General features: G+C 61.6%; 13 protein-coding genes and 3 pseudogenes. 5 read left to right on the top strand and 11 right to left on the bottom strand.

The features are described 5' to 3' along the window. The first annotated feature begins 168 nt into the window (after window positions 1-168). From QNJ43_RS23515 to QNJ43_RS23505, 3 genes are read left to right on the top strand one after another with little or no spacing between them, the layout of a single operon-like run. Window positions 169-1,035, top strand: a complete 867-nt coding sequence (locus QNJ43_RS23515) for a prohibitin family protein (RefSeq protein ID WP_300473730.1) — start codon at window positions 169-171, stop codon at window positions 1,033-1,035. A 5-nt stretch (window positions 1,036-1,040) separates the two neighbouring features. Continuing rightward, complete coding sequence (locus QNJ43_RS23510) at window positions 1,041-2,441, top strand: ABC transporter substrate-binding protein (RefSeq protein ID WP_300473727.1); 1,401 nt, start codon at window positions 1,041-1,043, stop codon at window positions 2,439-2,441. Beyond that, the gene (locus QNJ43_RS23505; protein ID WP_300473724.1) at window positions 2,438-2,644 is read left to right on the top strand and encodes a hypothetical protein; all 207 of its coding nucleotides are present in this window, start codon (window positions 2,438-2,440) and stop codon (window positions 2,642-2,644) included. Before QNJ43_RS23510 ends, QNJ43_RS23505 begins: the two co-directional genes overlap by 4 nt. A 501-nt stretch (window positions 2,645-3,145) precedes the next feature. Here the strand turns inward: QNJ43_RS23505 and QNJ43_RS23500 are convergent. The 11 genes and pseudogenes from QNJ43_RS23500 to QNJ43_RS23450 all read right to left on the bottom strand — a co-directional run bounded on the left by QNJ43_RS23500 (window position 3,146) and on the right by QNJ43_RS23450 (window position 11,658). Further along, complete coding sequence (locus tag QNJ43_RS23500; protein ID WP_300473721.1) at window positions 3,146-3,730, bottom strand: DUF697 domain-containing protein; 585 nt, start codon at window positions 3,728-3,730, stop codon at window positions 3,146-3,148. Between the two features lie 159 nt (window positions 3,731-3,889). Beyond that, the gene (locus tag QNJ43_RS23495) at window positions 3,890-4,324 is read right to left on the bottom strand and encodes a DUF697 domain-containing protein (protein WP_300473718.1); all 435 of its coding nucleotides are present in this window, start codon (window positions 4,322-4,324) and stop codon (window positions 3,890-3,892) included. Between the two features lie 321 nt (window positions 4,325-4,645). Then, window positions 4,646-5,248, bottom strand: a complete 603-nt coding sequence (locus QNJ43_RS23490) for a ParA family protein (RefSeq protein WP_300473715.1) — start codon at window positions 5,246-5,248, stop codon at window positions 4,646-4,648. Window positions 5,249-5,339: 91 nt separating this feature from the next. After that, the gene (locus QNJ43_RS23485; RefSeq protein ID WP_300473713.1) at window positions 5,340-6,236 is read right to left on the bottom strand and encodes a DUF3089 domain-containing protein; all 897 of its coding nucleotides are present in this window, start codon (window positions 6,234-6,236) and stop codon (window positions 5,340-5,342) included. A gap of 488 nt (window positions 6,237-6,724) precedes the next feature. Continuing rightward, a complete protein-coding gene (locus tag QNJ43_RS23480; RefSeq protein WP_300473827.1) occupies window positions 6,725-7,339 on the bottom strand; it encodes a hypothetical protein in 615 nt (204 codons plus the stop codon). Between the two features lie 10 nt (window positions 7,340-7,349). Further along, a pseudogene (locus QNJ43_RS23475) lies at window positions 7,350-7,871 on the bottom strand (homocitrate synthase); the annotation flags it as partial. Window positions 7,872-8,182: 311 nt separating this feature from the next. Beyond that, window positions 8,183-8,727, bottom strand: a pseudogene (locus QNJ43_RS23470) (peroxiredoxin). A 55-nt stretch (window positions 8,728-8,782) separates the two neighbouring features. Continuing rightward, window positions 8,783-9,298 carry a transcriptional repressor gene (locus QNJ43_RS23465; protein ID WP_300473710.1) on the bottom strand — a complete coding sequence of 172 codons (516 nt, stop codon included), beginning with the start codon at window positions 9,296-9,298 and terminating at the stop codon, window positions 8,783-8,785. Between the two features lie 51 nt (window positions 9,299-9,349). After that, complete coding sequence (locus QNJ43_RS23460) at window positions 9,350-9,643, bottom strand: iron-sulfur cluster assembly protein (RefSeq protein WP_300473707.1); 294 nt, start codon at window positions 9,641-9,643, stop codon at window positions 9,350-9,352. 64 nt (window positions 9,644-9,707) lie between these two features. Then, window positions 9,708-10,787 (bottom strand): annotated as a pseudogene (locus QNJ43_RS23455) (aminotransferase class V-fold PLP-dependent enzyme). Then, the gene (locus tag QNJ43_RS23450) at window positions 10,777-11,658 is read right to left on the bottom strand and encodes a SufD family Fe-S cluster assembly protein (protein ID WP_300473705.1); all 882 of its coding nucleotides are present in this window, start codon (window positions 11,656-11,658) and stop codon (window positions 10,777-10,779) included. The pseudogene QNJ43_RS23455 and the gene QNJ43_RS23450 overlap by 11 nt, the downstream one beginning before the upstream one ends. Window positions 11,659-11,895: 237 nt before the next feature. On the opposite strand from QNJ43_RS23450, the gene QNJ43_RS23445 reads away from it, so the two are divergent. Together QNJ43_RS23445 and QNJ43_RS23440 are read left to right on the top strand one after the other, a co-directional pair. Then, window positions 11,896-12,216: an iron-sulfur cluster assembly accessory protein gene (locus QNJ43_RS23445; protein ID WP_300473702.1), complete on the top strand. Its 321-nt coding sequence runs from the start codon at window positions 11,896-11,898 to the stop codon at window positions 12,214-12,216. A gap of 212 nt (window positions 12,217-12,428) precedes the next feature. Then, entirely contained in the window at window positions 12,429-12,581 is a 153-nt protein-coding gene (locus QNJ43_RS23440; RefSeq protein WP_300473699.1) for a NifU family protein, read from the top strand. Window positions 12,582-12,605 lie beyond the last annotated feature (24 nt).

The following is a 12,605-nucleotide window of genomic DNA, read 5'->3' as shown; positions in this document are numbered from 1 at the left end:
AGTCCGGTGAATTACGTGGTCGTTCGTCGGTGGGACGAAATAGCTGCGTGTATTAAAGGTGGAAGATCGGTAAAACGGTTATATTCGAACAAGTTGCGTACTAGATTTCAGACGGGACTAATCTTATAGCCAAAGTTCTCCCTGCATCTGATGAGGTGAGCTGGCCGAATGGCTTATGACGACGAATTCGATGAATACGAAAACGCGTTGAAAGGTGATTGCCAACGCCGGTTTCAGCTCTATTTTCTCATTTTCCTCGTCGCAATCGGTCTCGCTCTGGCGCTGTTGTGGAACAGGATCGTCGTTACGGTTCATTCCGGCGAGGCGGGCGTTCTCTACCGCTGGGTCTCGGGCACGGAGATGAGCCGGATCTACGGCGAAGGTCTGCACATCCTCTGGCCGTGGAACCAGATGTACATCTACAACGTCCGGCTGCAGACCAAGGAACGCAACTACACGATGCTGACCAAGGACGGGCTGCCGATTGAGCTTCAGATCGCAGTGCGTTACAAGCCGGACCTGCGGCTCCTTCCCCTGCTGCACGTCACCGTCGGGCCGGAATATCTCGACAAGGTCGTCTTTCCGGAAACCGAGGCGGTCCTGCGTCGCGTGGTCGGCCAGTACACCCCGGAGGAGGTCTATACCAGCCAGCTGGGCTTCCTTGAATCCGTCGTCATCAGCAGCCTGACCGGCGTCGAGGAGCGCTATGTCATCGTCGACAACGTGCTGGTGCGCAACGTGGAGCTGCCGCAGGCCGTGAAGCTGGCGATCGAGCGCAAGCTCACGCTGTCAGAAGAACAGAAGGCCTACAGGTACCGTCTGGAAATTGAGCAGAAGGAAGCCGAGCGCAAGGCGATCGAGGCGGAGGGCATCCGCAAGTACCAGGACATCGTCAAGAAGAGCCTGACGGAGGACCTACTGCGCTGGCAGGGCGTTCAGGCGACCAAGGAACTGGCGACGTCGCCCAATTCCAAGACCGTGGTGATCGGCTCCGGCAAGGACGGCCTGCCGCTCATTCTCGGCAGCGACCGATAGCCGTGATGGTGGAGGTCGTGCCGAAAGATCAGGAAAAGAAAAAGGCCTCCCGCACCCGGAGGCGGCTTTTGCTCGGCCTGCCGCTTTTGATCGTGGCCGGTGGGCTTTTCGTTTTCGCGCCCGCCATGGAGCGGATCTTTGCCGGTCTCTTCGGCAAGCAAGACGACAACTACTCGCTGATCGCCGTCTATGCCGACGACCGCGAGGAGAGCAGCTTCCTGCACGGGGTGGAGCTGGCGGTGGAACATATCAACGCCAGCCCCGAAAAGGTTCTGGGCAAGGAGCTCGATCTGGGGCTCGTGTGCGAAGACAAGATCACCTCCAAGACCGAGCTGGAAACGACGGTCGCAAAGACCCTGAAACTGTCCGACGGCATCGCGCATTCCCGCAATCTCGTGGCGGTCGTCGGGCACGAAAAGTCCGATACGGCGATAACCGCGAGTTCGGTCTACGCGCGCAACAACGTGCTGTTCATGGCGACCCACGCCACGGCGACCTCGCTGACCAACCATTCTTTCGAAACGGTCTTCGCCCTACGGCCAGACAACGAGCTGAATGCGAACTTGATCGGCACCTACGCGCTGAAGCACGGATACAGCCGCTTCATCATCCTGTCCGACAAGTCGGACTACGGGAAGGAATCCTCGAACTTCTTCACCGAGACGATCACCAGGGCCGGAGCCACCGTCGTCTTCCGCAGCTACCTGTCGGGCACGAGCCGCTCCATCGACGATCTCCTGATGTTCATTCTGGACAACAAGTTGTTCAAGCGAACGGATTTCGACGCCTTCTTCGTCGTCTCCTCATCTCTGTCGGAAACGGCGGAATTCATCAAGCGCGCGCGCAATCTCGGGCTCGACGTGCCCGTCTTCGGCATGGAATACATGTTCTCCGACGTGATCGAGAAGACGGTCGGCAAGGAGGGGATGAGAGACGTCTTCGGCGTTTCGTTCTATGATCGCGACAGCACGGTTTCCGAGCGCGCCAAGGCCTTCATCCAGCAATACGGCGATGCCTTCGGCGGCCTGCCGGATCGGAACGCGGTGCTGGGCTACGATTCAACCATGCTGGTGCGCGATGCCGTGAACCGGGCGCGGACGATAGATGCGGATCGTGTCTCCGATACGTTGAAGATCGCGCGTTACAAGCGGCCCTTCGTCGGCGTGACGTGCCCGCTGGTGTTTGACCGCAACGGCCTGATTACCGATACTGAAATCTATATCGTACGGCACGACGGGACCGCTTTTCACACGGTCTCGGCCATCAAGATCCCGTTGGAGCGGAATTTCGGCTCCGGCAGCTATTCGCGCAAAGTCGAGGGAAGCGACCCCGCCGCCCCATCCGCCGTGCAAGCCGGGGCCGACTATGGGGAACATTCCTTGGACATGGAGAGGAATGGCCAATGACCATAATCGTGAACCCCTGGATATTCCTGCTCTGGGTTCTGGCGAGCTGGATTATCGGCGTGCTGGGCCGCAACACGCGCTTCGGCTTCATCGGCAACTTCCTGATCGCCTTTGTCTTCAGCCCGGTGGTGGGGATCATCGTCCTGCTGGCCGGCGACCAATGGTGCCGCCCCATCTGCGGCTGCAAGAAACGCCGGATCTGACGGCGGTCATTGGCGCTGTTGTGCTTGTTATGCGCGTGGTTCGATTGCGTGGCCCATCCCTTCGAGACGGCGCTTTGGGCCACCTTCAGAGCCTAGCTCGAGGGCGTGCTCACCCCATTCGCTTTTGATCTTCGCGTCCAACGTCGCCAAGCTGACACAAGCACGATTGTCATCCCCGCGTAGGGCGGGAACCCAGCATTCCAGAGACGCAGCCGATCATGCTCGAAAGCCGATCCTGTGGTTACTGGATCCCCGCCTGCGCAGGGATGACAGCCATGAGCAAGGGGCTCTTCCGTGCCTGCCTTTCCGGATGACGTGTCCGAGTGTGGGGGGGGTGGGCAACATCCCCACAACGTCATCCTGAGGAGGCGCGCAGCGCCATATCGAAAGGATGGACCTCCCGACCGAACCCCACCACGACCCATCCATCTCCGACAAACAAAAACGCCGCCCCATTTTCACGAAGCGGCGTATTTCGCATTCCCGGTGCTGTTCGAAAGATCAGGACGCGGCTTCCTCTGCCACGCTCTCGGCTTTCGCCGCGGCCTTGGTTTTGCGGGCGAGATCCTTGCCCTTCTCGAACTGCTCCTTGTAGAACGCGCGCATCTTGCCCGCGCTGAAGTTCCGCAGCGTGCCGCCGTTCTCGTAATGCTGCATGATGGAGCGGCCGACGGCGTAGGTCGAAGCGCCCACCACCACGGGCAGGGACACCATTCCGACCATCCAGCCGATGCCGGGGATCATCTTGGTCGCGCTGGCGGCCACCACGTATCCGGCGCCGTAGCCGAGCACGCCGCCTGCAAGCGCGTAGATCGCCTTGCGGCCGAGCCGCTCGGAAAACGGCTTGCCGTAGAGCTGGGAAAGCTTCTGGATCATGCGGAGCTGAATTCCGATGACCGCCGCGATATCGAGGAAGGCAACTGGAACGATGCTCGCGGCAACCGACGCGATCACGTAATCCTTGATGAGGTTGTCGGCCGTGAGGCCACGCGTGGTGTCGAATTCGAGACCCTGCTCGATCGCAGCCTCATCGACCGCTTCTTCGATGGGCTTTTCGGCAGTGCTCGCGGTAGCTTTGCTCGCCATAGAAATCTCCTGAGATCAACTCGGGCCAGATCTATTAACGGCCCGATCAGAGTGAAGGTGCCTGCATTTCCGAAAGGCATACAGCTCACAGAAGAATATACTATTTCTGGTGGTAAATGAAAAGAGTTAACACGTTTTAACCGCTGTAATTAGGGAAAATTACGCATTAATAACCGGGCTACTGTCCTCTTCTCGCAGATGCGTGAGATAGATTTTTCCGACAACGCGCACGAGTACGGCAGCGGAAATGGAAGTGATGGTGCTGCCAATGAAATGCTGCCCGATCGTTACGCGGAAAAGTCCGGTCGTGGTGAAGCTGGCAATCCCCGGCGCGGCCATGCCCGTCAGCATCGCGGCCGCAAGCTGCTTGCTGCGCTCGCCGTCGAGACGCTTGCCGTGGAGGCGCGCCAGCTTGCGCAGCATCCGGTCGACAATGGCCGTAATCGCGGCAAGGTCGACCCACGGCAGCGGGATCAGCCCGGCGACGGTGGCGAAATTTGCATGACGTTCGACGATCAGCTGCCCCGCCGACGTCAGGAAGGCGGCCTTGTTCATCACGATCGGATTGTCACTGACGGCGGCATGGTTCGGCATTGTGAGAGCACCCTCTGTGCGAGGGGCCACCGCCTTCCGCGCGGCCCCCTCGCTGTCAGGGCCAGACGTCGCAGCGGCCTCGTTCTGGTGTCCAGCCGGATCCGGTTCTGTCGGGTTTCGGCGCTTCGGGCCATCGGCATTCGTCCCCGCCGCTGCTGCCTCCGAGCCTGAATTTTCCGCCGATGCGAGAGCTGTCGCCTTTTCCTCCTCCAGCGTGTCTCTTGCGGTATTGCGCAGATCGTTCAATGTCTGCTGCGATGTCCTCGGCAGTCTCTTGCTCATGCGCTCATTTCTTTCTTGGTCAAAAGCAATGTTTCGGCCTCATCTGCTATTTCCGCGATATCGCGCGCAGCAGCCCCCTCCGGCGCCATCAGGCTCGGCGTTGCGCCGAACAGGCCCGCCTCCGCATAGGCGACGCGGCTCGGCATCTCGGTGGCGAGCCGCGGAAAGCCGCTTTCCTTCAACTCGGCGCGCACATGACGGGAGACCACGCTGCCCCGCATCGTCTGCGTCAGCACACAGCGAAATGTCGGCGCCCATCCCATCAGCCTCTTTACCGTATCCATCATCCGGTCGACGTCGAGCGGCGAGGCCTTGACTGGGATCAGCACCAGATCGGCGACCGGCCAGCGCGGCGATCGTGATTTCGCTGTCGAAACCCGGCGTATCGACGATGGTGACGCCGTATCCCGGGTTCTGCTGCTTGATCGTCTCCCAGACGTTCTTGTCGGCCTGTCCCAGCAGCGCCGCGCCGCCGAGCGCCTTGTCGCGTTCGGCCAGGCGCATGATGGAGCGTTGCGGGTCGGCATCGATCAGCAGCGGATTGAGGCCTTTCAGGTGCCAGTGCACGGCCAGGCACGTGGCAAGGGTTGTCTTGCCGCTTCCCCCCTTGAGCGAGGCGATGGTGACGACAGATCCGCTCATCTGCCGGGAAAACCACGTGTTAACCGTATTGTTCCCGTCAATCGGTCTGTCCTCCGTATCGGAACCGCGAAACGGAGACTGCATCTCTCTCCTAGTGCTTCTGCTTGAAATAGGCCTGAATGCGCTGCGAGGCGTTTGACATGATGTTCTCGTAGAACAGCGGATAGTCGTAACCGTGATAGACGCCTTCGGGAAAACCGGGCGCTTCGAGCCGCTCCGGGTCCTTCGCCACCACCGACAGCCCGAAATCGGCGATCTGGGCGGAGGCGAACCGCGGCAAGATCTGGTAGGTGCCGTCCTTGTTGATGAAGGTCGAACCGCGATTGTCCTTGGCGGGCGCGAGAGCCGTGTCCCGGGTCCATATCAGCGGATTGACGACGATGGCTCCGGGGAAAATGACGGGCGACTCCTTCTGTTTGCCCGGCGCCACCGAGTTGTAGCTGACAAAGCAACCCGTCTGATGCGGCTCGTCGCAGACCTTGATTTCCGGGTTGAGCCGCAGGTCCTGCCGGGTGAGAGACCAGCCGACGACATAACCCGCGATCAGCCGGTCTTTGGCATCGGCGATCAGCTGCTCGTCCGGGGAAAGCTCCTTGCTCGGGGGCTTCGTCTTGCCCCAGGAAGCCAACACAATCTGAATGAGATCGTAGGAGCCCTGGCTATGTCCCGCCAGGATGAAGGGGCGTCCCTTGTTGTAATGCTTCAGGTAATACGCAAGTGCCCGATGAACGTCGTCCATGCCGTAGTCGGCGATGGGCTCCCACTCCTCCGAATCGTTCGTGAAGCCGTAAATGTTCATCTGGCGGTAGAGCGGGGCATAGAGGTTCGCCTGGCTCGAAAAGGCGCGCGCCTCGGTGACGACGGAGAGCTGGGCCGCGGCAATGAGCTTCTTGTCGGTGATATTCATCAGCCAGGCTGAATCGTCGAGAAGCACGGTCGGATAGACCCAGAAGATATCAACGGCGAACTGGTCCGGGTTGTCAGGCAAGTCCAGCCAGCTGCTTGCCTTTTCATAGTCCGGTGCGGGTGGAACATCGGCTTCCGTAAAGGGCGGAAGCTCCGGCGTGCCCGTTCCCGACGCGTTTTCGCCGAAGGCAATGAAAACGCCCCCGCCCAGGGCCGCGATCAGAGAAAATAAAAGTATCAAAGAAAAACGCGTTGGAAAATGGAACATGATTTTCCCCGAAATAATTTGGTGCAGAATTCATCGAACCATCGAGAGGGATAAAAGTACATCATATTTCGGGGCGCCGTTCCAGCGTATTCGATCTGAAGGTTCTTGGAAATCCAGTGATATAGGTAAATATACGGTTGTATAGACGCGCAAAAACGCTCGGGCACGGTTCGTGTCTCGCTTTAGTGGGCATGCGAATTGAACCGGAAACCCCGTTTCCGGGGGCGCAGACGTGTCGGGTATGCCGGACGCACCGAACCGAGCCGCGTGTCCGGAGCGGGTCAGCCTGAACGGGGAGCGCCCTAGCTGTGCAGGCGGCCCTCCGGGGCCACACCCGCGATGCTGCCGGTATCGTCGTGCCCTCCTGTCGGTATGCCGTCCTCCGGGCCAAGATCGAGAAATTCCTCCGCCAGCAGAAACAGTCGTTCCAGATCGCCGTCGCCCACCGGGCCCTTGTGCTTGGTCGCGTGATGGCGCATCAGTGAAAGCAGAACGGGCGCGACGGCAGGATCGCATTTGTGGCCAAGCCGGGCCAGCGCATTGCCGAGCGCCGCCGTTCCCGAATGCTTGCCGAGCACGATGGTGTGGCGGCGGCCGATCTCCGCCGGGTCCAGCCCCTGGTAGGTTTCCGGCGCCTTCAGAAGCGCGGCGACGTGGATGCCGGATTCGTGGCTGAAGACATGGCTGCCGACGATCGCCTTGGCATGGGGGACCGGCCGTCCCGACGCGTCTGCAACGCCCGCGGCAAGGAGGGGAGCTGCTTCCAGTCGATCCCGGTCTGGAACCTGTGCAGACGGCCCAGCGCCACGGCCATTTCGTCGAGCGGCGTGTTGTCGGCGCGCTCGCCGATGTCGTTGACGGTGACCGAAGATGTGCCGCGCCCGCCCGCACGGCGGCCAGGCTGTTGGCGGTGGCAAGGCCCAGGTCGTTGTGGGCGTGGAATTCCAGCGCCAGCCCGCTTGCCGAGCGCACCACCCGCTCGACAAGCGCATGCGTGGAAAAGGGATCGAGGATGCCGACCGTGTCCGCAAGCCTCAGTCGGAAGGCGCCGGCTTCTTCAGCGGCTTCCGCCACCCGGGCGAGGTGATCCGGGTTCGCGCGGGATGAATCCTCGCCGCCCACCGCCACATCGAACCCCGCGTTGCGCGCCGCCGCGACATGGTGCCGGATACGCTTGAGCGCCTCGTCGCGGCCGATGCCGAGCTTCTTCGACAGAATCAGGTCCGACATCGGGATGGAAAGGTTCACGGTGTCCGCGCCACTCTTGACAGCCGCGCCGAGAGCGCCCGCGGTCATCCGACACCAGGTCAGCACGCGGAAACCGCACTTCAGTTCCGAGATTACGCGGATCGCCTCGATCTCCTCCTCGCCCATCGCCGGCGTTCCCGCCTCGATCTCCGGCACGCCGGCAAAGGCGAACGCCTCGGCGATGTCGATCTTCTCTTGCATCGAAAAGGCGATGCCCGGCGCCTGCTCGCCGTCGCGCAGCGTCGTGTCGTTCAGGAAGACAAAGGGGAGGCTGTCCATGGGCTCATGCCTTGCTCGGGCGGAACCTGCGGCACCGGTCGTCAGGCGCAGATCCTTGCGGTTCGTGTCAAATGACCGTTAGGAAGAGCCATGCCAGCAAATAAAATATTGATATTGTTTGATCTATTATGATCAAGCCATGTCGGAAAGCGAACCCTTGTCGCAAACGCGACAAGGGTTTCCTTCAATTCGCCGGACAATGACGCAGGCAATGAGGCAGGAAGGGCCCGCGCTTATGCGGCCTCTTCCTTTTCCATCTCCTTCAGCACCTCGAGGATGTTTTGCGGCGAGGAGATGCCATAGGGATCGGTCTCGCAATTGTCTGCAAAGCCATTCTCCTCGAAGCATCCGCTCGATCCGTCCGTCGTTGACGATCGCCGCGTAGCGCCAGGAGCGCATGCCGAAGCCGAGATTGTCCTTGGCGACCAGCATGGCCATCTTGCGGGTGAACTCGCCCGACCCGTCCGGAAGAACCGTCACGTTCTCAAGGTTCTACGCTTTCGCCCAGGCGTTCATGACGAAGGCGTCATTGACGGAGATGCAGTAGATATCGTCGATGCCGAGAGCTTCGAATTCCGGATAGAACTTCTCGAAGTCTGGCAACTGGTAGGTCGAGCAGGTCGGCGTGAAGGCGCCGGGCAGCGAAAAGAGAATGACGCGCTTTCCGACGAAGTAGTCGTTCGTGGTCTTGTAGTCCCACCAATTAAGGGTTCGGTTTTTCGACGCTCTCGTCGTGAACCCGGGTGCGGAAGGTGACGTCAGGAACCTTTCTCAACATGCATAATCATCTCCGTTCACGAGGCGACGACCTTTCCGGGAGGTCGGACGAAAGGCTATCTGGTCTGGTGCTGGGGCAGGGAACGGGCGAGGGGACAACACCCTAGCCCGCGCGGTAGCCGGAACCGATCCGTCTGACATGGACGATCACGTCGATATGGGTGACTTCCATGCCTTTGGGGGCTTCCGGAATGCTGTCGAGTGAGACCGATGCAAGCGGCATGTCGACCACGGCCCGGTCGTCTCCGATGAAATAGTGATAGTGGTCGGAGGTAATCGGTATCGAAGTAGTTCGTCGAGGCGCTGACCGCGACTTCGCGCAGAAGGCCCGCCGCCTTGAACTGGTGAAGCGTGTTGTAGACGGTCGCAAGCGTCAGGTGCGCCTTCGCTCCGATCGCCCTTTGGTGCAACTTCTCGGCCGTGATGTGCTGATGCTTCCCGTTGAAGAGCAGTCTTCCCAGGGCAAGGCGCTGCCGCGTGACCCGGAGCCCCGCCTTTTGCAGCCGGTCTTTCAGTCTGATCGGGTCGGTTGCTACCGGGCAGGGCGCGGGAGCCGTGCGGAGGTTTGACATATCGCGTTCTCCTTCAAACACTTGCGGGAGCTGATCCATCCGACGTCCGGCTCACATGAAGCCGAGTTCCAACCGGGCCTCCTCCGACATTCTCGACGTGTCCCAGGGCGGATCGAACACCAGCCGCACGACGACGGCATCGATGCCGGAGACATCGTTGACGGCCCTTTGCACCCAGCCGACCAGTTCTCTGGCCACCGGGCAGCCCGGCGCGGTTAGCGTCATCTCGATCTCGGCAACGTTCACATCATTGATGGCGATGTCGTAGATCAGCCTCAGGTCGTAGACGTTGACCGGGATTTCCGGGTCGAGCACGGTCCGGATCGCCGTGATGACATGTTCCATCCGGGCATCCTCGCGGGGTGAGCCCGGAGCGGCCGCGAAGGGCCGTTCCTGCAAGGTGGCGTCATCATCCGAAGAACTCCTTCGCCTTGCGCAGCCCGGCTGCGAGTGCTTCCACTTCTTCGTGCGTGTTGTAGAGAGAGAACGATGCGCGCGTGGTGGCGGTCACGCCCAGATGGTCCATCAGCGGCTGGGGGCGCAGTGGCTGCCCGCCCTGACCGCGATCCCCGACCGGTCGAAATGTCCTGCGCGTGGATGCCGTCAATGGCGAAGGTCACCAGCGCGCCCTTGCCGGGCGCATTGCTGAAGATGGTCAAACCCTCGATCTTCGAAAGCTCCTCGCTCGCGTGCGCCAGCAGCTCCGCCTCGTGCGCGAGGGCCGCCTCGCGGTCCATCCCTTCAATGTAGGCCAACGCTGCCCCGAGCCCGATTGCGGGAACGATGGGCGGCGTGCCCGCCTCGAAACGGTGCGGCGGCACGCCGTAGGTGATCGCCTCGCGGGTCACCGTGTCGATCTCTCGCCGCCGCCCTGATAGGGCTGCATCGTCTCCAGGTGCTCGTGCTTTCCATAGAAAAAACCGATGCCGGAGAGGCCGTAGAGCTTGTGCGCGGTGGCGACGTAGAAATCGCAGTCGAGCGCCTGGACATCGACGGTCTCGTGCACCAGCCCCTGACAGCCGTCCCCGGTCACTGGCACCCATTTCAGCACCGTGCCCTTGCGCTCCCTCAGGAAATGCCAGGGCACGATGTTGGAGTGGTGTTCCATGTCGGAAACGATGATCTCGTCGCCTTCCTCGATCTCCGCCCCGAGCGAGGAGGCGACGAGGTTGATCGCCTCCGTCCCGCCCTTGGTGAAGACGATTTCTTCAAGCCGTGCGGCGTTGACGAACCGCCGTGCGGTCTCGCGCGTCGCCTCGCTTGAGAGAAAATGGATGCCGCGGTGAACGTTGGCGTAGGTCTGGGTGTCGGAGCTGGTCATCACGTCCAGCACCGCCTGCACCTTCTGGGCGGAAGCCGCGTTGTCGAGATAGACGAGCGGCTTGCCGTGCACCTCGCGTGCGAGCAGCGGAAAGTCGGCGCTCACGGCGCTCACGTCGAATGCGACCGGAGCTGTTGCGGCCTTGAGGGTGAGGCGGTTATCCGGCATGGCTGACCTCGCTTTGGTGAACGGAGAGCCCGTCGCGGATCGCGGCCGCCGCCATGGCTGCCAGGTCGTCCCGTTCGATCGTCTCCACCGCTTCCTGCAGGAACACCTCGACCAGCATGGCCCGGGCTTCTTCCTCCCTAATGCCGCGCGAGCGCAGGAAGAACAGCGCATCGCCGTCCATCTCGCCCGCGGTTGCGCCGTGGCTGCACTTCACGTCATCGGCGTAGATTTCCAGTTCCGGCTTGGTCGCGATCCGCGCTTCGCGCGAAAGCAGCAGTGCCCGGCTCATCTGGTAGGCGTCGGTCTTCTGGGCATCCTCCGCCACCTTCACGCAGCCCTGGTAAGCGCTCTTCGAGCGGCCCGACAGCACGCCGCGAAAGGCCTGGCGGCTTGTCGTGTTCGGCACCGCATGGATGATCACGGCGGTGTTGTCGCAATGGTTGTCGCGGGTGACGGGAAACGCCCCGTCGATCTCCACGTTTGCCCCTTCGCCGATAAGCGCGAACAGCGCCTCGTTGCGGCAGAAATGGTCGCCTTCGGAAAGGTTGAACGCCTTGTATTGTGCCGCCGCGCCCACCTCGCCGAGGGTCACAGCGCTGAGACGACCGCTCGCCCCCAGCCTGTCGATGCGCACATGCGTGAGTGACGCTTCATCGGCCAGCCGGACATGCCGGTCACCGGCCTCGGCCGACCACTCGAAGCGCACATGCAGCGGCGCGGCGAGCGTCTCGCCTTTCGGCACATGGAGGACGAAGCCTTCCTCCGTCAGCGCGGTATTGAGCCCGACGATCGGGTGGGCCTTCTGCTCGTCCGCGTTGATGCGTCCGATCCCTCGTATGCAAGCGGTTTGTCGATTTGCCTCACGGCGCAACTTTTCACCGGGTCCGCCGGGAAAAGCCGAGGGTTTCCGCTGAATCTCTTCTCCGGTCGGGGGCGAGGCGTCCCGGATGATGGAGAGAACCTGTCTGTCGCAAACCCGACAAACGTTGCAAAGACAACAGCGATTGGAAGGGCCAGAATGGCGGAAAACTGCAGATTTCACGCCATGGCACGGCGCTTGCTGAAAGATCTTCAGAGAAAGACCATCAGTAGCGATGGGAAGGCAGCGATGATTAATCTGACAGACAGCGCCCTGGAAGCCGTCCGCACCGCGATTTCCGGTGCAAAGGATCCCGTCGGCGGCCTGCGCATCATGGTCGAGACCGGCGGATGCGCCGGCTACAAGTACATGATGAGCCTGGTTGATACCGCCGATCCGGACGACACGGTGATCGAGCGCGACGGGGTGAAAGTCTTCGTCGATACCACGAGCCATCAACTCCTGAACGGCACGACCATCGATTTCGTCGTCGCCCTGGAAGGATCCGGCTTCACCTTCGACAACCCGAACGCCACCTCGAGCTGTTCCTGCGGCAAGTCGTTCGGCTGAGCCGCAGCGCGCGCCACTGGGAAAGGGCGAAGGATACCAAAGGAGGGAAACACCGTGCAGACCCGGCTGGTCCAGATCTCTGAGGCGACGCCCGAGGCGTCCGCCGAAATGCCCGATGGCCGCGAGGTCGAACGCATCGCCGTCATCAACCGCGTTCTCGATGAAGTCCGGCCCAACCTCCAGCGTGAGGGGGGGACTGCGTCCTCGTCAAGGTGGAGGGGAAGCGCGTGCTGGTGCGTCTCAGCGGGGCCTGCGTCATGTGCAAGCTCGCCTCGATGACGCTCGAGGGCATCCAGTCGCGCATGGTGGAGGAACTCGGCGAATTCGTCCGTCTCGTCCCGGTCATGGGCGGGGTACCCGCCTGATCCGGACGCTGGCGGGCCGAACGC

Source organism: Breoghania sp. (assembly GCF_030066895.1).
Taxonomy (GTDB): domain Bacteria; phylum Pseudomonadota; class Alphaproteobacteria; order Rhizobiales; family Stappiaceae; genus Breoghania.
Note: the sequence above shows the minus strand (reverse complement) of the source record. Positions and strands in the feature narration are given on the sequence as shown.

Excerpts from the sequence above, each read along its gene's own strand:
- QNJ43_RS23515 (WP_300473730.1), top strand. The coding sequence starts at position 169 with ATGGCTTATGACGACGAATTCGATGAATACGAAAACGCGTTGAAAGGT.
- QNJ43_RS23510 (WP_300473727.1), top strand. The coding sequence starts at position 1,041 with ATGGTGGAGGTCGTGCCGAAAGATCAGGAAAAGAAAAAGGCCTCCCGC.
- QNJ43_RS23495 (WP_300473718.1), bottom strand. The coding sequence starts at position 4,324 with ATGCCGAACCATGCCGCCGTCAGTGACAATCCGATCGTGATGAACAAG.
- QNJ43_RS23490 (WP_300473715.1), bottom strand. The coding sequence starts at position 5,248 with ATGAGCGGATCTGTCGTCACCATCGCCTCGCTCAAGGGGGGAAGCGGC.
- QNJ43_RS23460 (WP_300473707.1), bottom strand. The coding sequence starts at position 9,643 with ATGGAACATGTCATCACGGCGATCCGGACCGTGCTCGACCCGGAAATC.
- QNJ43_RS23445 (WP_300473702.1), top strand. The coding sequence starts at position 11,896 with ATGATTAATCTGACAGACAGCGCCCTGGAAGCCGTCCGCACCGCGATT.
- QNJ43_RS23505 (WP_300473724.1), top strand. The coding sequence starts at position 2,438 with ATGACCATAATCGTGAACCCCTGGATATTCCTGCTCTGGGTTCTGGCG.
- QNJ43_RS23500 (WP_300473721.1), bottom strand. The coding sequence starts at position 3,730 with ATGGCGAGCAAAGCTACCGCGAGCACTGCCGAAAAGCCCATCGAAGAA.
- QNJ43_RS23465 (WP_300473710.1), bottom strand. The coding sequence starts at position 9,298 with ATGTCAAACCTCCGCACGGCTCCCGCGCCCTGCCCGGTAGCAACCGAC.